This window comes from Rhodanobacter sp. UC4452_H20 (assembly GCF_052978205.1).
In genome coordinates, this window is record NZ_CM129662.1 from 262,190 (window position 1) to 280,897 (window position 18,708).

An 18,708-nucleotide genomic window follows, 5' to 3' on the forward strand; every position below is an offset into this window, starting at 1 on the left:
GGCTCTCCGCGACGCGCACGATCTGGGCTAGACTAGGATTTCGGCACCATCCACGAGACCAAGGTGGCCCGCGCTTGCGCCGGCCGAGTGTGCGACATGACGACTACGTGCTGCCACGACTGACCGCCACCACGCCTTCGTTTGTCAAAGAAAGGGCGTCAAGCCCTTTTTTGCTTTTCAAGAGAAGCTTTCGCGATGATCGAGATTACGCTCCCCGACGGCAGCAAGAAGCCGTTCGAACACCCCGTCACCGTGCAGGACGTGGCCGCTTCGATCGGCGCCGGCCTGGCCAAGGCCACGCTGGCCGGCAAGGTCGACGGCAAGCTGGTCGACGCCAGCTTCCCGATCGAACACGATGCCAGCCTGCAGATCGTCACCGAGAAGAGCCCGGAGGCGCTGGAGATCCTGCGCCACTCCACCGCGCACCTGATGGGCCAGGCCGTGCAGCGGCTGTTTCCCGGCGCGCAGGTCACCATCGGCCCGGTGATCGACAACGGCTTCTACTACGACTTCGCCTACGAACGCCCGTTCACGCCCGAGGATCTGCCGAAGATCGAGGCGGAGATGCACAAGATCGTGGCCGAGCAATTGCCGGTCACGCGCAGCGTGAAATCACGCGACGAGGCGGTGGCGTTCTTCCGCGGCCTGGGCGAGAACTACAAGGCCGAGATCATCGAGGGCATCCCGGCCGACCAGGATCTGTCGCTGTATTCGCAGGGCGAATTCACCGACCTGTGCCGGGGGCCGCACGTGCCGAACACCGGCAAGCTGCATTCGTTCAAGCTGATGAAGGTGGCTGGCGCTTACTGGCGCGGCGACTCGAACAACGCGATGCTCAGCCGCATCTACGGTACCGCCTGGCTCAACGACAAGGACCTGAAGGCCTACCTGTTCCAGCTGGAAGAGGCCGAGAAGCGCGACCATCGCAAGATCGGCAAGCAGCTGGACCTGTTCCACCAGCAGGAAGAGAGCCCCGGCATGGTGTTCTGGCACCCGAACGGCTGGGCGATCTGGCAGCAGGTCGAGCAGTACATGCGCGGCGTGTACCGCAGCAGCGGTTACCAGGAGGTGCGTTGCCCGATGGTGCTGGACGTGTCGTTGTGGAAAAAGTCGGGGCACTGGGACAATTACAAGGAGAACATGTTCTTCACCGAGTCGGAGAAGCACACCTTCGCGCTGCGCCCGATGAACTGCCCTGGCCACGTGCAGATCTTCAATGAGGGCCTGCGCAGCTACCGCGACCTGCCGCTGCGCTATGGCGAGTTCGGCGGCTGCCATCGCAACGAGCCGTCCGGCGCGCTGCACGGCATCATGCGCGTGCGCGCGTTCACCCAGGACGACGGCCACATCTTCTGCACGCCCGGGCAGGTCGAGCCGGAGGTCACCGCCTTCCACCGGCAGGCGATGCAGGTCTACGCCGATTTCGGTTTCGACAAGATCGAGGTGGCTCTGGCGCTGCGTCCGGACCAGCGCATCGGCGACGACGAGGTATGGGATCGGGCCGAGGCCGCGCTGCGGGGTGCCTTGGCGGCTGCCGGGGTAACCTGGACCGAGCTGCCGGGCGAGGGCGCCTTCTACGGCCCCAAGATCGAGTACCACATGCGCGATTCGATCGGCCGCGACTGGCAGGTCGGCACCATGCAGGTGGATTTCATGATGCCCGAGCGGCTGGGCGCCGAATACGTGGACGAGCACTCCCAGAAGCAGCATCCGGTGATGCTGCACCGGGCCATCGTGGGGTCCATGGAGCGTTTCATCGGCATCCTGATCGAGCACCATGCCGGCCTGCTGCCGACTTGGCTGGCGCCGGTCCAGGCGATGGTGTTCAGCATCACCGATGCGCAGGCCGGTTACGTTCGCGAGGTCACGCAAGCCCTTGTCGACAAAGGTTTCCGGGTACAATCGGATTTGCGCAACGAGAAAGTCGGCTATAAAATCCGCGAACATACGATGCAGAAAGTGCCTTATCTGCTCGTGGTCGGCGACCGCGAGAAAGAGACGGGGGCGGTTTCTGTCCGTACCCGTTCCGGCGAGGATCTGGGCAGCATGCCGCTGGCCGATTTCATCGGGCGACTGGAGACCGAAACCCGGCGTTGAACGCCGAACGGTCTGTTTCATTACTTCTTCTGGAGGATCGTGGTATCGCAACCACCGACAACAAGGGCAATCGTCGCAACCTGGAAATCCGCGTGCCGCGGGTGCGTGTCATTGGCGCAGATTCCGAGCAACTCGGCATCCTGACCCGTGACGAAGCGCTGGCGCTGGCGCAGGAAGCCGGCATGGATCTGGTCGAGATCCAGCCCAATGGCGATCCGCCCGTATGCCGCATCATGGATTACGGCAAGTTCAAGTTCGAAGCCCAGAAGAAAGCCCAGGCCGCCAAGAAGAAGCAGAAGCAGGTCGAGATCAAGGAAGTGAAGTTCCGTCCGGTCACGGACGTGGGCGACTACCAGATCAAGCTGCGCAACATGCTTCGCTTCCTGGAAGAGGGCGACAAGGTCAAGGTCACCATCCGCTTCCGCGGCCGCGAGATGTCGCACCAGGATCTCGGCCAGAACCTGGCCCGCAAGATCCAGGAAGACGTCGGCGACAACGGCCAGGTCGAGTCGTACCCCCGGCTCGAAGGGCGCCAGATGGTCATGATGATCGGGCCCAAGAAGAAATAGGCTGTTCGCGTTTGCGGGAGTTCGCTCGCGGGCAATGCTCCTTTTGCCGTGTCTCCCGGAGCGGCCGCCCTCAATTGGGTAGCGGGCAAGCCCCGTACCCTCTCCCCAATCCTCTCCGGAGGGGAGAGGACGCACGCGTCGGCACTTCGTGCTGGCGTTTGACCTTTTGAACCCGTATGATTACGGGTTCGACCCGCCGGAAGGGTCGTGCACCGGTCATGGCAGGACGGAAAGAGCAGCCCGCGGTTGCCGCCAGATCAGTCAGAAACGGGATCATTCCCACTCAAGGAGCATTCCATGCCCAAGATCAAGACCAACCGGGCGGCTGCGAAGCGTTTTCGCAAGACCGCATCCGGCAAGATCAAGTGCGGCCACGCATACAAGTCGCACATCCTGACCAAGAAGTCGACCAAGCTGAAGCGTGGTCTCCGTGCCCCGAACCACCTCAAGGCGTGCGACGCGCCGGGCGTGGCTCGCATGCTGCCGTACTTGTGAGGAGATAGACCATGGCTCGTGTAAAGCGTGGCGTCACCGCTCGTCGTCGTCACAAGACCATCATCGGCCGCGCCAAGGGCTACTACAACGCCCGCCGCAAGGTCTTCCGCGTCGCCAACCAGGCCGTCATCAAGGCTGGTCAGTACGCCTATATCGGCCGCAAGCAGCGCAAGCGCCAGTTCCGTGCACTGTGGATCGTGCGCATCAACGCTGCCGCGCGCATGTTCGGGCTGTCCTACAGCCGTCTGATCAATGGGCTGAGCAAGGCCGGCATCACCGTCGACCGCAAGGTCCTGGCTGATATCGCCGTGCATGACATCAAGGCGTTTGGGGCCATCGCTGACAAGGCGAAGGCCGCCCTGGCTGCTTGATCGTCGCTTGCGACGATAGAATGTGAATCAAGCGGGGAGGAGGCCACACGCCTCCTCCCCGTTTTCGTTTTTGCACGTCCGAACCGGGACCGCACCGATGGATGATCTGGAACGCCAGGCCGCGCAGGCGCTGGCTGGCATCGAACAGGCCGAGACGCTGGATACGCTGGAGTCCCTGCGCGTGGGCCTGCTGGGCAAGAGCGGCATCGTGACCGCCGCGCTGAAGACCCTGGGCACCCTGGCGCCCGAGCAGCGCAAGGCGCGCGGTGCCGAAGTGAACCGTGTCAAGGAGTGCCTCGTCGACGCACTGGCGACACGCAAGGCCGTGCTGGAACAGGCCGAGCTCGACCATCGGCTTGCCTCCGAGGCGATCGACATTTCGCTGCCCGGCCGCGATGGCGAGCGCGGCGGCATTCACCCGATCACCCGCGCGCTGGAACGCATCGCGTCGATTTTCGCGCGGCTCGGCTATCAGCGCGCCGACGGCCCCGAGATCGAGGACGACTGGCACAACTTCGAGGCGTTGAACTTCCCGCCGCACCATCCGGCGCGCGCGATGCACGACACCTTCTACTTCGGCGACGGCCGTCTGCTGCGCACGCATACCTCGCCGGTGCAGATCCGCACGATGGCCGGTCGCCAGCCGCCGATCCGCATCATCGCGCCGGGCAAGGTCTACCGCAGCGATTCGGACCAGACTCACTCGCCGATGTTCCATCAGATCGAAGGCCTGCTGGTTGACGAGACTTCCAGTTTCGCCGACCTCAAGGGCACCCTGGCCGAGTTCATCCGCGCGTTCTTCGAACGCGATTTCGAGATGCGTTTCCGCCCCAGCTATTTCCCCTTTACCGAGCCTTCGGCCGAGGTCGACATCCGCTGGGAGACCGAGGATGGCCAGAGCCGCTGGCTGGAGGTGCTCGGCTGCGGCATGGTGCATCCGAACGTGCTGAAGAACTGCGGCATCGATCCGGAGCGCTACACCGGCTTCGCCTTCGGCCTCGGTGTGGAGCGCTTCGCCATGCTGCGCTACGGCGTCTCCGACCTGCGTGCGTTCTTCGAGAACGATCTGCGGTTTCTCAGGCAGTTTGCCTGAGAGTGAATCGGGAATAGGGAATGGGGAATAGTTGGAGCCGCGTGCTCGTGCTTTTCCCATTCTCTATTCCCTATTCCCTACTCCCTATTCCCGGACTTCAATCCATGAAATTCTCCGAAAACTGGTTGCGTGAACTGGTCGAGGTCAAGGCTGACCGTGCGGCATTGGCGCATGCGCTGACCATGGCCGGGCTGGAGGTGGAAGAGCTCACGCCACTGGGCGAGGGCCTGGCCGGCGTGGTGGTGGCCGAAATCGTCGCAGCCGAAAAGCATCCGCAGGCCGACCGGCTGCAGGTGTGCAAGGTCGATGCAGGGCAGGGCGAGCCGCTGCAGATCGTCTGCGGTGCGCCGAACGCGCGGGTGGGCATCAAGGTGCCGCTGGCCAGCGTTGGTGCGCAGTTGCCCGGCGATGTTTCGATCAAGGCGGCCAAGCTGCGCGGCGTCGAGTCGTTCGGCATGCTTTGCTCGGCGAAGGAATTGGGCATCGATGCCGATGCCTCCGGCCTGCTGGAACTGCCGCTGGATGCGCCGGTGGGCCAGCCGCTGGCTGCCTACCTCGGCCTGCCCGATGCCAGCTTCGAACTGAAGCTCACCCCGAATCGCCCCGATTGCCTCGGCCTGGTCGGCCTGGCGCATGACGTGGCTGCGCTGTTCGGCAGTCACGTGAAGACCGTCGCGCAGGCAGAGGTGCCCGTGAGCAGCGAAGCGCGCCGCGGCATCCGCCTGGAGGCGGGCAAGGATGCGCCGCGCTATCTCGGGCGCATCATCGAAGGCATCGACCTGGCGGCAAAAACGCCGTTGTGGCTGGCCGAGCGCCTGCGCCGAGCCGGCCTGCGCCCGATCAACGCGGTGGTCGACGTCACCAATTACGTGATGCTGGAACTGGGCCAGCCGCTGCACGCGTTCGACAACGACACGCTGGACGGCGACATCGTGGTGCGCCATGCGCGCGCCGGCGAGACACTGAAGCTGCTCGATGGCAGCGAAGCAAAGCTGGATGACGGCTTCGTGCTGATCGCCGATGAGAAGAAAGCGCTGGCGGTGGCCGGCGTGATGGGCGGTCACGACTCGCGCGTCACCGACGCCACGCGCAACGTGTTCCTGGAGTCCGCGCACTTCGCCCCGGCCGCGATCATGGGCCGCGCGCGCAAGCTGGGCTTGCACACCGACGCCTCGCACCGCTTCGAACGCGGCGTCGATCCGGGCTTGCCGCGTCGCGCGCTGGAGCGCGCCAGCGAACTGCTGCTGGCGATCGCCGGCGGGCAGGCCGGCCCGGTGCTGGTGGCCGAGAACGCCGCCGACCTGCCGCAGCCGGTGCCGGTGACCTTGCGCCGAGCACGCCTGAAACGCGTGCTCGGGGTGGACGTGGCCGACGCCGAGGTGGCACGCATCTTCACCGCGCTGGGCATGCGGGTGGAAACGATCGGCGATGGCTGGCGGGTCACCGCGCCGAGCAGCCGCTTCGACATCGAGCGCGAAGAAGACCTGATCGAGGAAGTCGCGCGCATCTTCGGCTACGACAAGATTCCCACCCATTCGCCGTCCGGCGCGCTGGTGCTGGCGATCGAGCCCGAAGCGCGCATCAACGAGCTGGCGCTGCGCGAGCAATTGGCGGCACGGGGTTACCACGAAGCCGTCAACCTGTCGTTCGTGGCGGCCGAGTTGCTCTCCCGCTGGGGCTTCAACGAACAACTGGTGCCGCTGGCCAATCCGCTGTCGGCCGACCTGGCGGTGATGCGCCCCTCGCTGCTGCCGGGCCTGGTCGAGGCGTTGCGGCACAACCGCGCACGCCAGCAGGGTCGCGTGCGCCTGTTCGAAGTGGCGCGGGTGTTCCGGCAAGGCGCGGCCGGGTGCGAGGAGCCGGGCATCCACGGCCTGACGCATCCGCAGGCCGGCGAACCACCGGTGGAAACCCCCAGCCTGGCCGTCGTGGCCAGCGGCAACGCGCGCGCCGAGCAATGGGGCGAGCCGTCGCGCCTGCTCGATTTCCACGATCTCAGGGGCGACCTGGATACGCTGATCGCCTGGGGCGGCGAGCCGGAGCGCTGGTCGATCCATGCCGATGAGCTGCCGTCCTGGCTGCATCCGGGCCGCGGCGCCCGGGTCGCGCGCGACGGCGAGACGGTCGGCTATCTCGGCGCCCTGCACCCCCGGCTGGCGCGGGAGCTCGATCTTGGCCCCGACGTGCATGTGCTGGAGGTGGCGCTGGAGCCGCTGCTGGCCCGCCGCCTGCCCCGGGCGACCGCGATCCCGCGATTTCCTGCGGTGCGCCGCGATATCGCGATGGATTTGCCGGAAAGCGTCAGCTGGTCACGGATCGAGCACACCGTTCGCGGCACGCTGGGCGCGCGGTTGCGGGAGCTGCGGCTGTTCGACCGCTACAGCGGCAAAGGCGTCGAAGCAGGCCGAAAGAGTCTCGCTATGGGCTTGATTTTGCAGGACGCTTCACGCACCCTTACAGACGACGACGCGGATCACTGGGTACGCGAAGCGGTGAACGCGTTGGAGCAGACATGCCAGGGGAAACTGCGAGGATGAGATGGCGCTGACCAAGGCGGAAATGGCCGAGCGGCTTTTCCTCGACGTGGGCCTCAACAAGCGTGAGGCCAAGGAATTCGTGGATGCCTACTTCGAGGTGGTGCGTGGTGCGCTGGAGAACGGCGAGCAGGTGAAGCTGTCCGGGTTCGGCAATTTCGACCTGCGCATGAAAAACCAGCGGCCGGGGCGCAACCCCAAGACCGGCGAGGAGATCCCGATCTCCGCGCGGCGGGTGGTGACCTTCCGACCGGGGCAGAAACTCAAGGTGAGAGTCGAAAGCTATGCTGGATCAAGGGAATAACACCGAACTGCCGGCCATCCCGGCCAAGCGCTACTTCACCATCGGTGAAGTGGGCGAGCTGTGCGGTGTGAAGCCCCACGTGCTGCGTTACTGGGAGCAGGAGTTTCCGGCCCTCAACCCGGTCAAGCGCCGCGGCAACCGCCGCTACTACCAGCGCCACGACGTGCTGATGATCCGTCAGATCCGTTCGCTGCTGTACGACGAGGGTTTCACCATCACCGGTGCGCGCGCGCGCCTTGAAGGCCCGCAGGCACGGCTGGAATCGAGCATGTCGCACCAGATCGTGCGCCAGGTGCGGATGGAGCTGGAGGAAGTGCTGACGTTGCTGCGCCGCTGAGCGACATCACGCTTCCGGCAGCGCACCACAAGCTGCTAGAATCGCCGTTTCGTCGGGGCGTAGCGCAGCCTGGTAGCGCATCTGCCTGGGGGGCAGAGGGTCGTCGGTTCGAATCCGGCCGCCCCGACCAATGGTTTGACATGAAAAAGGCGCCCACTGGGCGCCTTTTTCATGTCGGGAATAGGGAATGGGGAATAGGGAATGGAGGAGCCAGAGCCGCGGTCCGGCAACTGCTTTTCCGATTCCCTATTCCCCATTCCCTATTCCCAGCCTCAATACAACACCCGGGCGCGCAACGTCCCCGGAATCGTCGCCATCTGCGCCTTCAACGCATTCGCCTGGGCCTCGTCGGCGCTGACGTCGATCACCACGTAGCCGACTTCGCTGTCGGTCTGCAGGAACTGCGCGTCGATGTTGAGGTTGCCGGCGGAGAACAGTTCGTTGATGCGCGACAGCGTGCCGGGCACGTTGCGGTGGATGTGCAGCAGGCGGCGGCTGTGCGGGTGTTCGGGCAGGGTGACCTCGGGGAAGTTCACCGCCGACAGGGTGGAGCCGTTGTCGCTGTAGCGCACCAGCTTGCTGGCCACCTCGATGCCGATGTTGTCCTGCGCTTCCAGCGTGCTGCCGCCGATGTGCGGAGTCAGGATCACGTTGTCCATGCCCGCCAGCGGCGAGACGAAGGCGTCGTCGTTGCCTTTGGGTTCGAGCGGGAACACGTCGATCGCCGCGCCGGCCAGCCGCTTCTCGCGCAGTGCCACGGCCAGCGCATCGATGTCGACCACGCTGCCGCGCGAGGCGTTGATCAGCATGGCGCCGGCGTGCATCTTCGCCAGCTGTTCGGCGCGGATCATCAGCTGCGTGGCCGGGGTCTCGGGCACGTGCAGGGTGACCACGTCGGCGCGTTCCAGCAGTTCGTCCAGACTGGACACCGCGCGGGCGTTGCCGAGCGCCAGCTTGGTTTCGATGTCGTGGAAGATCACCCGCATGCCCAGGCTCTCGGCCAGCACGCCGACCTGGGTGCCGATGTGGCCGTAACCGACGATGCCCAGCACCTTGTCGCGGGTCTCGTAACTGCCGCTGGCGGATTTGGCCCAGCCGCCGCGGTGGCATTGCGCATTCTTCTGCGGAATGCCGCGCAGCAGCATGATCGCCTCGGCGATCACCAGCTCGGCCACACTGCGGGTGTTGGAGTAGGGCGCGTTGAACACCGGTATGCCCGCCAGGCGGGCGGCGCCCAGGTTCACCTGGTTGGTGCCGATGCAGAAGCAGCCCACGGCAATCAGCCGCTTGGCCTGCGCCAGCACTTCGGCGGTGAGCTGCGTGCGCGAACGGATGCCGATGATGTGGGCTTCGCCGATGCGCGCCTTGAGTTCGTCCTCAGGCAGCGACTTGGCGTGCAACTCGACCTGGCTGTAGCCGGCCCGATGGAATACCTCCACCGCGCTGGCGCTGACCCCCTCCAGCAGCAATACCTTGATGTCCTGGCGCGGATAGGAGGTCTGCATCTTCGTGGCGTGTCCGGTGGCGGCGGTCGGTCCAGAGTAGGCGAGGAATTGCCGCACTGCAACACTGGACGCGCTCCGGCGCGACTGGCAGTCTGTGTGGATGCCCCCGGAGCCGCCGCATGTCCGATGACCGCCTCGCCGACCTGTCCCGCCGACTGCCCGAACTGCGCCTGCTGACGGCCGCGGCCGACCTCGAACACTACGGTCGCGACTGGACCCGCCGCTGGACGCCGGCGCCGCTGGCAATCGCCTTGCCGACGTCGGTGGAAGAAGTGCAGGCGATCGTGCGCTGGGCCAACGAGCAGGCGGTGGCGATCGTGCCATCGGGCGGGCGTACGGGCCTGTCCGGCGGCGCGGTGGCGGCGAACGGCGAGCTGGTGCTCAGCCTGGAGCGGATGCAGCGCGTGCTCGGCTTCGATGCAGTCGATCGCACCCTCACCGTGCAGGCGGGGATGATCCTGCAGCACGTCCATGACGCGGCACGCCAGCATGGCCTGATCTATCCGGTCGATTTCGCGGCGCGCGGCTCGTGTTCGATCGGCGGCAACATAGCCACCAACGCCGGCGGCATCCGGGTGATCCGTTACGGCAACACGCGCGAGTGGATCGCCGGGTTGAAGGTGGTGGCCGGCAACGGGGAGCTGCTCGATCTCAACCGCGGCCTGGTGAAGAACTCCAGCGGCTACGATTTTCGCCAGTTGCTGGTCGGCTCGGAAGGCACGCTGGGCATCGTGGTGGAGGCGACGCTGAAGCTCACCGATCCGCCGCTACCCTCGCAGGTGATGCTGCTGGCGTTGCCGGACATGGACGCGCTGATGCAGGTGTTCGCGCTGTTCCGCGCGCGGCTGGTGCTGCAGGCGTTCGAGTTCTTCACCGATCACGCCTTGCGCCACGTGCTGGCACACGGCGCGCAGCGCGCCATCGACGGCGATTATCCGTACTACGTGGTCACCGAGTTCGATGCTGCGGACGAGCGGCAGCAGGAAGCAGCGTTGGCTGCATTCGAGCTGGCACTGGAACAGGGCTGGGTCAGCGACGGCGTGATCGCGCAGAGCGAAGCGCAGGCAGCCGCGCTGTGGCGCCTGCGCGAAGGCATCACCGAGAGTCTGGCGCCGCGGCGGCCGTACAAGAACGACATCTCGGTTCGGGTCGGCGCGGTTCCCGCCTTTCTGCACGACATGCAGGCGTTGCTGGCGCGCGAGTATCCGCAAGCCGAGGTGGTCTGGTTCGGTCACATCGGCGACGGCAACCTGCACATCAACGTGCTGCGGCCGGATGACCTGGCCGAGGCCGCGTTCATCGAGCAGTGCGAACACGTCACCCATCTGCTGGCGGATACCCTGCAGCGCCATGGCGGCAGCATCTCGGCGGAACACGGCATCGGCCTGGTCAAGCGGGCCTACCTGGACAGCACGCGCAGCGCGGCGGAGATCGCCCTGATGCGCGGCGTGCGCAAGGTGTTCGACCCACGCGGCATCCTCAATCCCGGCAAGCTGTTTGCTGGCGATTGAGGGCCTGCAAACCATGCCCGTGCTAGCCTTGGCGGCTTGTCTGTGGATTCGAAGGAGCCGTCATGCCGTCGTCGCCGCTGCGTTCGCTGTATCCCGAGATCGAGCCGTTCGACCGCGGCATGTTGCCGGTGTCGCCGCTGCACACGCTGTACTACGAGCAGAGCGGCAATCCGCACGGCAAGCCGGTGGTGTTCCTGCACGGTGGCCCGGGCGGCGGCACGAATCCGAAATGCCGGCGCTTCTTCGATCCGGCGGTCTATCGCATCGTGCTGTTCGACCAGCGTGGCTGCGGCCAGTCGACCCCGCATGCCGAACTCGCCGACAACACCACCTGGGACCTGGTCGCCGACATCGAGCGCGTGCGCGAGCACCTGGGCATCGACCGCTGGCAGGTGTTTGGCGGTTCGTGGGGTTCGACCCTGGCGCTGGCATACGCGCAGACCCATCCGGACAAGGTGACCGAGCTGGTGCTGCGCGGCATCTTCATGCTGCGCCGGGAAGAGCTGGAGTGGTTCTACCAGAAGGGTTGCGACGCGCTGTATCCGGACGCATGGGAAACCTATCTGGCTGCAATCCCCGAGGTGGAACGCGGTGACCTGATGAGCGCCTACCACCGCCGCCTGACCAGCGACAACGCGGCGGTGCGCAGCGCGGCCGCGCGCGCCTGGTCGGTATGGGAAGGCGCCACCAGCTTCCTGTGGCAGGACAAGTCGCACATCGAATCGAGTGCCGCGGACGACTTCGCGCTGGCCTTTGCCCGCATCGAATGCCATTACTTCGTCAACGGCGGCTTCTTCGAACACGACGACCAGTTGCTGCGCAACGTGGATCGCATCCGCCATATTCCGGCGGTGATCGTGCAGGGCCGCTACGACGTGGTGTGCCCATTGCGCAGCGCATGGGATCTGCACCGTGCCTGGCCCGAAGCCGACCTGCACATCGTGCAGGACGCCGGCCATTCGGCGTTCGAGCCGGGCATCCTGCACCAGTTGCTGGAAGCCACCGACCGCTTCGGTCGCTGAGCCCGGTCAACGTGCGAAGGCCGCCGGTCGGCGGCCTTCGCCAGTGTGTTCAGTGCAGCCGCCGGTGGATCAGCGGCACGAACAGGTCCACCACGAAGCCGTCATGGTCCGAGACGCCGATCGCCCGCGTCCAGTCGCTGGCATTGGCGGCGTCGTCGACGGTCTGCGCCGGCGCGTCGAGGTCGGCACGGCCGAACTGCATGCGCAGGAAGCGCAGCCGCGCCGGCACGTTGAGCAGGGCGTGGTCCAGCACCTGGAAGGTCGGCACGGTGCGCCCGGGGTTGCCGCTGCCGGCCCTGGTGTAACCCTGGATCTCGCCGAAGTTCTGCGTGTAAAGGAACGAGTAACGATCGTCGGGCGGCACCGTGTTCACCGCGTTCCACAGCGCCGGCTGCACGATATTGTGGCCGAGCTTGAGCAGGTTCTGGTTGTCGTCGTAGCGGCCGGCCACCAGGTTCACCACGTCGGTCCAGCCATCGGTGAACTGGTAGGCATTGAAGTCGCCCACCACCAGCAGCGGCATGCGCGGATCGGCCTGCTGCAGCGCCTGCACCTGGCTGGCCAGCGATTTTGCCTGCAGGAAACGCTTTTCCCGATCACGCTCGGCGGCGGCGGTATTGTCGTCGACGTTCGAGCGCGCCTTCATGTGCACGGCAATCACGTGGAAGCGCGTGCGGCCTGCCTGCGCGGTGAGCAGCAGCGGCGGGTGGTCGTGGATGAAGGCGGTGTGGCCGTCGTCGTCCCAGGTTTCGCCGGCGGCGAGTTGCTGCACCGAGAGCACCTGCACGTGGTCGCGGCGCACCAGGAATCCGACGTTGATGCCGCTGGGATCGTGGCCGGGCAGCAGGTAGGCGTCGTACGCCACGCCATAGTCGGCAAGGATCTGCGTAGCCAGACCCTGCAGCAGCGGCCGGGTTTCCACTTCCTCCACCGACAGCACGTCGGGCAGCTGCAGCACGCTGCCGACATAGCTGGACAGGCGGCGGGTCTTCAGCGCGACGGCGTCCGGCGTGGGCTCCTTGCTCCCGCCGCTGCAGCTGTAGGTGGTGTCGAACACGCTGTCGCAGAAGCGCTCCATGTTGAACGCGCCGATGCGCAGCGCCAGCAGCGGGGTGGGCGAGACCGGCCGTGGTATCGGCGCGGCGTACGCCAGCCGGAACTGCGTCGGGATGAAGGTGTAGGCGCCGAAGTCGTAGGAGATCACGCCCTCGGCCCGGAACGTGCTGCCGGCGTTGAACGGCGTGTTCAGCGGCACCGCACCGAAGTCGGCAGTGTTCATCTTGAACACTTCCGGGTTGCCGCTCCAGTTGGGCAGGTCCACGCCCGCAGGCACCGGCACGCCGAACACCACGCCGGGCTGGCGCAGCGAGCGCCGGCCATTGGCGGTGATGCTGACCTCCGCATACGGTTCGCTGCTGAAACGCTTGTTGCCGGTGTTGATCATGCCGTGATCGATGCGCACACGCATGCTCATGAAGCACTGGAAATTGGTGGTGCCGCAGGAGAGCTGGTCCGGATCGGGCGAAGGCGTGCGCCGGTCGAACACGACGGCGCGCGGCAGGCGCACGTGGCGGCCGACCACGCTTATCGTCGGGTTCTTCAACTCGGTGAGGCCGTAGTAGTCGTCCACCACCGCCGCGACGTCCACCGCCTCGCCCACGCTTACTGTCGGTGCGGCGTTGGTGAACACGTACACGCCATTGGACGTCAGCGGGCTGGCGTCGGCGCGCGCGTCGGGCGTCTGCATGGTGAAGCCCAGCGGGCCCACTGCGGTGACCACGTTGCCGTAGGTCAGCACCGACTTGCCGAGCAGGGCCGCCCGCTGCCCGCTGCCGTTGATCTGCCAGATCTCCGCCTGCACCGGGATGTCGTAGTGGATGGTGCCGATGGCGGTGGCGTCGCCCAGCGCCACGCCGTCGCCGGGATCGCTCAGCGTGACGCTGAAGTCCTTGTCGTCGGCCGGCGTGGAGCGCCCATGCACGACCACGTTGAAGCTGGCCTGGGTCTCGCCCGCGGCGATGGTGAGGGTAGTGTCGAGCGTTTCGTACTCCACGCCCGCGGTGGCGCTGCCGTTGGCGGTGGCCACGTGCACGCTGGTGCCGCCGCTCGGCGCCGGTTCATTCATGGTGATGGTGAACGGCATCGCCACGTCGCTGGCGCCGTGCACGCTGATGCTGGCGTCGGCAATCGACAGCGACGGGCCCATGGCCACACAGGTGCTGGCGCTGTTGTGCGGCTGGGTCGGACTCACGGTGACGAAATCGGCGCTGTTGTCGCCGGAGTTCTGCGGCAGGCCGGCCGCGGTCTGCCGCCGCTGGTAGCCTTGGTCGGTATTGCTGCTGCCCAGCGAGGCCAGCGGCGTGCCCGCCTTGTAGGCCGAACCGGTGCTGAGGCCCACCTGGTCGACGATGTTGCCGTCGGCGTCGAGCAAGGCCAGGCCGCCGGTGTCGGTGACACCGGTGGCGTAGGTGAGATCGCCCGGCACGCTGCCGGAGTAGCCGCCGCTGGCGCTGTTGGTCAGCAGCAGGTGGCAGCCCGACGCCAGTTGCGTGCCGGCGGGGAAGGTGAGCCGCGTGCCGATCGTGCCGCTGGCGTTGGAGGCGTTGAACTTGTACGCGGACAAGTCAATCGCTGCAGGGCCGGCGTTGAACAGTTCGACGAACTCGTCGTTGCCGCCGGCGGGGCCGCGAACCCGGAATTGGTCGATGCTGACGTCGGCAGCCTGTGCGGCGAACGTCGAGGCGATGCCGGCCAGCAGCAGCCACAGGCCGCGTTGCGCGAGCTTTGCGAACATGGTTTCTCCCCCGATGGCGCCCGGTCAGCCGGAACGCGCCGAGTTTAGTGGCGCCTTGTGACCGTGCCGTGAAACCGCGCACGCCGCTTCCGCGGCGATCTGGCGCTCAGCCGGCGGGCAGCTGCTTGGTGCCGAAGATCTTGTCGCCGGCGTCGCCCAGGCCGGGCAGGATGTAGCCGTTCTCGTTGAGCCGCTGGTCGATGGAGGCGGTGTAGATCTCGATATCGGGATGGGTCGCGGTGATGCGTTCGAGCCCTTCCGGCGCGGCGACCAGGAACAGCCCCTTGATGCGCTTGCAGCCGGCCGCCTTGAGCATGTCCACGGTGGCGACCAGGGTGCCGGCGGTGGCCAGCATGGGGTCGACGATCAGCGCGATGCGCTCGTCCATGCGGCCGGTGAGTTTCTCGTAGTAGGTGACGGGCTTGAGCGTGTGCTCGTCGCGTTGCAGGCCGACCACGCTGACCTTGGCCGCCGGAATCATGTCGAGCACGCCGGGCAGCATGCCCAGGCCGGCGCGCAGGATCGGCACGATGGTGATCTTGCGGCCCTTGATCCGATGCACGCGCAGCGGACCGGCCCAACCCTCGATCTCCTCCTCGACCGTCTCCAGATCCTTGGTGGCCTCGTAGGTGAGCAGGGCGGCGACTTCGGAAGCCAGTTCGCGAAACTCCTTGGTGCTGATGCCGGCGCGGCGCATCAGGCCCAGTTTGTGCCGGATCAGCGGGTGGCGGACTTCGACGATCTTCATCAGTGGACTGTCTGGTGGCGGCGCCGGGCGCGACAGTCCGGGAGCTTAGCGAAGCGGTGCTGTCCACGCACGCCGGCATGGACAGCACCGCGATGCGTCAGGGCGCGGCGGCCGCTCCGCCCTTCAGGCAGGAGCTCATGAACGCCTTGCGCTCGGCACCCTTGAGCGCCTTGGTCTTGGCGTCCGCGTTGCAGCTCTTCATCTTCGCGTGCTGGGCCGTGTCGGTCGACGCCGCCGCGGGCGCCGAGGCATGGCCTTTCAGGCAGGAGCTCATGAACGCCTTGCGCTTGGCGCCCTTCTTGCCGGTGGCCTGGTGGTTGCAGTCGATCATCCGCTGCTGCTGGGCAGTGTGCGGCTTGGTGGATGCCGCCGGGGTCGCCGGGCTGGCTGCGAAGGCGGTGCCGGCAAAGGCGAAGGCGGCGCTGACGGCAAGCAGGCGCAGTGACATGGACATGGTGAATCCTCCCTGGGTGACCGGCAGCTGCCGGCCGGATCAGTCTAGGCAGGGGGACACCGTCAGGGCAGTCGGCAAGTTCTTACGTGCATGAAGTATTCAGCTGCGGCGAAACGTCGTGTTTCGCCGCAGCCGGTGTGGGTGGCCGCGCGGCTCAGGCCGCTTCGGCCTTGGCCTTGCGCGGGCCTTCCAGCAAGGCCTTGCGCACGTGGGCGACGATCAGGTCGACCTCGGCGCTGGTGACCTTGAAATGCGGGGTGAAGCGCAGCGAGTTGACGCCGCCATGGATCACGCCGATGCCGTGCTCGCGCATGAATTCCTCGGTCGAATCGGCGCCGAAGCATTTGTACTCCGGGGCCAGTTCGCAGGAGAACAACAGCCCGGTGCCCTGCACCTTGGTGATCAGGCCTCCCAGCTCGTGCTTGAGCGCGCCAAGCTTGTCGACGAACTCCTTGCCGCGCTCGCGGATGTTCTGCCGCACCTCATCGGTCAATTCGCCCAGCGTGGCCAGCGCCACGTCGAGTGCGCGCGGGTTGGCAGTCATGGTGTTGCCGTAGATGCCCTTGCGGTACAACCCGGCGGCGCGGTTGCCCACCGCCAGCACCGACAGCGGGTACTGGCCGGCGTTGAGCGCCTTGGAGAAGGTTTCCATGTCCGGCGCCGGCAGTTTCTCGAAACCGGGGTAGTCGGTGATCGACAACACGCCGTGTGCGCGCAGCCCGGCCTGGATGGAATCGACCAGCAGCAGGGTGCCGTGCGCTTCGGTCAGCTCGCGGGCGGCACTGTAGAACTCCGGCGTCACCGCCCGGCCCGGGTCGCCTTCGCCCATCACCGGTTCCAGGAACATGGCCTCGATGAACCAGCCGTGCCTGTCGGCATCGGCGAACACGGCCTTCAGTTGCGCCACGTCATACGGCGCCACCGTGATCACGCTCTCCTCGTGGCGATAGCTGGCCAGGTTCTGCTGGTAGGTCTTGCGCGAGGAGTCCGAATACAGCGCCGGCGCCTCGGTGCGGCCGTGGAAGGCGCCCTTCACCGCCAGCCGCTTGATCGTGCGGCCCGCATGGCGCGCGCCGGCATCGGTCATCGCCTTGGCGTTGACGTCCGCGATGCGGCAGGCCAGCGACACCGACTCGGAGCCGGAGTTGAGGCACAGGTAATGTTCGTACGGATTCTTGCCGCGGTTGCGGCCGAGCTCCTTGTTCAGTGCGGCGGTGAAACGCATCTGCGCCACGCTGGGCGACATCACGTTGGCCATCACCTGCGGGCGCGACAGCGCCGCCAGGATGGCCGCATCGTTGTGGCCGAAACCCAGCATGCCGTAGCCGCCGTTGTCGTGCACCACGGCGCCCTTCAGCGTGACGATCCACGGCCCGCGCGCGGCGGCCGGCAGGTACGGGTTGATCGCGTCGTCCGGGTAGAAATTGACGAAACCCGCCTGTGCCTTGGCCAGTTGCTCGGCTTCGTCGAGCTTGAGGAAATCCCCCAGCTCGTCGCGCAGCTCGCGGTGGCGCGCGACGGCCTCGGCGACTGCCTGGCCCAGCAGCGGATCGTTCGCCGCCATGCGCTCGATGCTGGCGTCGTCCAGGCCGGTGGTGCGGGGCTTGCCGCCGAATTCGCGCAGTTCGCGCAGCTGGTTGATCACACCCATGACATTCTCCTCGTAGACGTCGGCGCCTCGCACCCAGCGCGAAGCAGGCCGCTCGATCCGCGCGTGGGCGTCGTGGGCCGGAAATCCTTGCGTAGCGCAAATTCCAGCGTGGCGAGCCCGCGTCGGGGCGCCCGGACGTGCCGGTCGCGCAAGATCATTGGCCCAGCATAACGCGCCCGGGCAGGTCTCCGGTACCCCCGGCATGACGGCTGTCACCCCCGATGACTGACGCCGGCGCATGGGCAATCGGCCGCGAAATGCCCAAGCTGCGGGCATCGAGGAGGATCATGTCGATGACTGTTTCCGAGCAGGTGGTGGCCCGGCTGGCCGGCGTGGAGAAGCGCTACGGCCGCCTGGTCGCGCTGGACAATGCCGGTTTGCAACTGCGCCGTGGCGAGTTGCTGGCCCTGCTGGGCCCCAACGGCGCCGGCAAGACCACCGCGATCAGCCTGCTGCTGGGCTTGCTGCGCGCCGATGCCGGCACGGTCGAGCTGTTCGGGCGCGATCCCCGGGGTGTCCGCGCACGCCGGCGCATCGGCGTGATGCTGCAGCACGCCGAACTGCCCGGCACGCTGCGGGTGGGCGAACTGTTGCGTCTGATTGCGAGCTATTACCCGGCCCCCCGCAGCATGGCGGAGAGCGCCCGCATGGCCGGTGTCGACGACCTGCTGGCTCGCCCCTACGCGAAGCTGTCCGGCGGCCAGCAGCGGCGCGTGCAGTTCGCGCTGGCGCTGTGCGGCCGGCCCGAGCTGCTGTTCCTGGACGAGCCGACCGTGGGCATGGACATCGAGGCGCGGCAGAGGCTGTGGGCGGCGATCAGCCAATTGCGGGCCGAAGGCTGCGCGGTGCTGCTGACCACGCATTACCTGGAGGAAGCCGAGGCGCTGGCCGACCGGGTCTGCGTGATGGCGCGCGGGCGGGTGATCCACGAAGGGACGGTCGAGGCGCTGCGCGCACGGATCGCGACCCGGCGCATCCGCTGCGTCAGCACGGTGGATGCCGGCGTGGTCGGCGGCTGGCCTGCGGTCACCGCGGCGGAACGGCGCCAGGACCGCCTGCACGTGACCACCGACGCGGCCGAAGCGGTGGTACGCCGCCTGCTCGACGCCGACCCGCAACTGAGCGAGCTGGAAGTGCAGCGCGCCGGCCTGGCCGAGGCATTCACCGAACTCACCCGCGAGGCCGAACAGGGCTTGCCCGAAACACGCCGCGAGGTTGCCTGA

Annotated in this window: 16 protein-coding genes and 1 tRNA gene; 12 read left to right on the top strand and 5 right to left on the bottom strand. The window is 66.7% G+C overall.

Translation table 11 applies throughout. From position 1 onward, the window contains the following. The first annotated feature begins 195 nt into the window (after positions 1-195). From thrS to ACVCMC_RS01235, 9 genes are all read left to right on the top strand, one after another. A complete protein-coding gene (gene thrS / locus ACVCMC_RS01195; protein ID WP_447098384.1) occupies positions 196-2,097 on the top strand; it encodes a threonine--tRNA ligase in 1,902 nt (633 codons plus the stop codon). A gap of 44 nt (positions 2,098-2,141) precedes the next feature. After that, positions 2,142-2,666, top strand: a complete 525-nt coding sequence (gene infC / locus ACVCMC_RS01200; RefSeq protein ID WP_395121221.1) for a translation initiation factor IF-3 — start codon at positions 2,142-2,144, stop codon at positions 2,664-2,666. A gap of 297 nt (positions 2,667-2,963) precedes the next feature. Then, entirely contained in the window at positions 2,964-3,161 is a 198-nt protein-coding gene (gene rpmI, locus ACVCMC_RS01205) for a 50S ribosomal protein L35 (protein ID WP_395119723.1), read from the top strand. Between the two features lie 11 nt (positions 3,162-3,172). Beyond that, positions 3,173-3,532 carry a 50S ribosomal protein L20 gene (gene rplT / locus ACVCMC_RS01210; RefSeq protein WP_136257363.1) on the top strand — a complete coding sequence of 120 codons (360 nt, stop codon included), beginning with the start codon at positions 3,173-3,175 and terminating at the stop codon, positions 3,530-3,532. 97 nt (positions 3,533-3,629) lie between these two features. Next, positions 3,630-4,625: a phenylalanine--tRNA ligase subunit alpha gene (gene pheS / locus ACVCMC_RS01215; RefSeq protein WP_447098385.1), complete on the top strand. Its 996-nt coding sequence runs from the start codon at positions 3,630-3,632 to the stop codon at positions 4,623-4,625. A gap of 104 nt (positions 4,626-4,729) precedes the next feature. Then, a complete protein-coding gene (gene pheT / locus ACVCMC_RS01220; protein WP_447099438.1) occupies positions 4,730-7,162 on the top strand; it encodes a phenylalanine--tRNA ligase subunit beta in 2,433 nt (810 codons plus the stop codon). Between the two features lies 1 nt (position 7,163). Beyond that, the gene (gene ihfA / locus ACVCMC_RS01225; RefSeq protein ID WP_395119720.1) at positions 7,164-7,463 is read left to right on the top strand and encodes an integration host factor subunit alpha; all 300 of its coding nucleotides are present in this window, start codon (positions 7,164-7,166) and stop codon (positions 7,461-7,463) included. After that, on the top strand, positions 7,444-7,800 hold the full coding sequence (locus ACVCMC_RS01230; protein ID WP_077513841.1) for a MerR family transcriptional regulator: 357 nt from the start codon (positions 7,444-7,446) through the stop codon (positions 7,798-7,800). Before ihfA ends, ACVCMC_RS01230 begins: the two co-directional genes overlap by 20 nt. Positions 7,801-7,853: 53 nt before the next feature. Further along, positions 7,854-7,930 (top strand) — tRNA-Pro (locus ACVCMC_RS01235). A gap of 142 nt (positions 7,931-8,072) precedes the next feature. Here ACVCMC_RS01235 and serA read toward each other — a convergent pair. Continuing rightward, positions 8,073-9,305, bottom strand: a complete 1,233-nt coding sequence (gene serA, locus ACVCMC_RS01240) for a phosphoglycerate dehydrogenase (protein ID WP_447098386.1) — start codon at positions 9,303-9,305, stop codon at positions 8,073-8,075. Between the two features lie 119 nt (positions 9,306-9,424). Here serA and ACVCMC_RS01245 point away from each other — a divergent pair, with 119 nt between their 5' ends. Then, positions 9,425-10,816, top strand: a complete 1,392-nt coding sequence (locus ACVCMC_RS01245) for an FAD-binding oxidoreductase (protein ID WP_447098387.1) — start codon at positions 9,425-9,427, stop codon at positions 10,814-10,816. Positions 10,817-10,878: 62 nt separating this feature from the next. Beyond that, positions 10,879-11,838 (top strand): prolyl aminopeptidase, encoded by a 960-nt coding sequence (gene pip / locus ACVCMC_RS01250; RefSeq protein WP_447098388.1) that lies wholly within the window; start codon positions 10,879-10,881, stop codon positions 11,836-11,838. A gap of 49 nt (positions 11,839-11,887) precedes the next feature. Here the strand turns inward: pip and ACVCMC_RS01255 are convergent, their stop codons facing one another. From ACVCMC_RS01255 to ACVCMC_RS01270, 4 genes are all read right to left on the bottom strand, one after another. Beyond that, positions 11,888-14,632, bottom strand: coding sequence for a lamin tail domain-containing protein (locus tag ACVCMC_RS01255; RefSeq protein WP_447098389.1), 2,745 nt, complete (start codon positions 14,630-14,632; stop codon positions 11,888-11,890). A gap of 106 nt (positions 14,633-14,738) precedes the next feature. Then, positions 14,739-15,380: a uracil phosphoribosyltransferase gene (gene upp / locus ACVCMC_RS01260; protein WP_447098390.1), complete on the bottom strand. Its 642-nt coding sequence runs from the start codon at positions 15,378-15,380 to the stop codon at positions 14,739-14,741. A gap of 97 nt (positions 15,381-15,477) precedes the next feature. Then, the gene (locus ACVCMC_RS01265) at positions 15,478-15,834 is read right to left on the bottom strand and encodes a PsiF family protein (protein WP_447098391.1); all 357 of its coding nucleotides are present in this window, start codon (positions 15,832-15,834) and stop codon (positions 15,478-15,480) included. Between the two features lie 154 nt (positions 15,835-15,988). Beyond that, on the bottom strand, positions 15,989-17,485 hold the full coding sequence (locus ACVCMC_RS01270; protein WP_447098392.1) for an aminotransferase class III-fold pyridoxal phosphate-dependent enzyme: 1,497 nt from the start codon (positions 17,483-17,485) through the stop codon (positions 15,989-15,991). Positions 17,486-17,778: 293 nt separating this feature from the next. On the opposite strand from ACVCMC_RS01270, the gene ACVCMC_RS01275 reads away from it, so the two are divergent. Further along, positions 17,779-18,708, top strand: coding sequence for an ABC transporter ATP-binding protein (locus tag ACVCMC_RS01275; RefSeq protein WP_447098393.1), 930 nt, complete (start codon positions 17,779-17,781; stop codon positions 18,706-18,708).

Excerpts from the sequence above, each read along its gene's own strand:
- thrS (WP_447098384.1), top strand. The coding sequence starts at position 196 with ATGATCGAGATTACGCTCCCCGACGGCAGCAAGAAGCCGTTCGAACAC.
- rpmI (WP_395119723.1), top strand. The coding sequence starts at position 2,964 with ATGCCCAAGATCAAGACCAACCGGGCGGCTGCGAAGCGTTTTCGCAAG.
- rplT (WP_136257363.1), top strand. The coding sequence starts at position 3,173 with ATGGCTCGTGTAAAGCGTGGCGTCACCGCTCGTCGTCGTCACAAGACC.
- pheS (WP_447098385.1), top strand. The coding sequence starts at position 3,630 with ATGGATGATCTGGAACGCCAGGCCGCGCAGGCGCTGGCTGGCATCGAA.
- pheT (WP_447099438.1), top strand. The coding sequence starts at position 4,730 with ATGAAATTCTCCGAAAACTGGTTGCGTGAACTGGTCGAGGTCAAGGCT.
- ihfA (WP_395119720.1), top strand. The coding sequence starts at position 7,164 with ATGGCGCTGACCAAGGCGGAAATGGCCGAGCGGCTTTTCCTCGACGTG.
- ACVCMC_RS01230 (WP_077513841.1), top strand. The coding sequence starts at position 7,444 with ATGCTGGATCAAGGGAATAACACCGAACTGCCGGCCATCCCGGCCAAG.
- serA (WP_447098386.1), bottom strand. The coding sequence starts at position 9,305 with ATGCAGACCTCCTATCCGCGCCAGGACATCAAGGTATTGCTGCTGGAG.
- ACVCMC_RS01245 (WP_447098387.1), top strand. The coding sequence starts at position 9,425 with ATGTCCGATGACCGCCTCGCCGACCTGTCCCGCCGACTGCCCGAACTG.
- pip (WP_447098388.1), top strand. The coding sequence starts at position 10,879 with ATGCCGTCGTCGCCGCTGCGTTCGCTGTATCCCGAGATCGAGCCGTTC.
- ACVCMC_RS01255 (WP_447098389.1), bottom strand. The coding sequence starts at position 14,632 with ATGTTCGCAAAGCTCGCGCAACGCGGCCTGTGGCTGCTGCTGGCCGGC.
- upp (WP_447098390.1), bottom strand. The coding sequence starts at position 15,380 with ATGAAGATCGTCGAAGTCCGCCACCCGCTGATCCGGCACAAACTGGGC.
- ACVCMC_RS01265 (WP_447098391.1), bottom strand. The coding sequence starts at position 15,834 with ATGTCCATGTCACTGCGCCTGCTTGCCGTCAGCGCCGCCTTCGCCTTT.
- ACVCMC_RS01270 (WP_447098392.1), bottom strand. The coding sequence starts at position 17,485 with ATGGGTGTGATCAACCAGCTGCGCGAACTGCGCGAATTCGGCGGCAAG.
- ACVCMC_RS01275 (WP_447098393.1), top strand. The coding sequence starts at position 17,779 with ATGACTGTTTCCGAGCAGGTGGTGGCCCGGCTGGCCGGCGTGGAGAAG.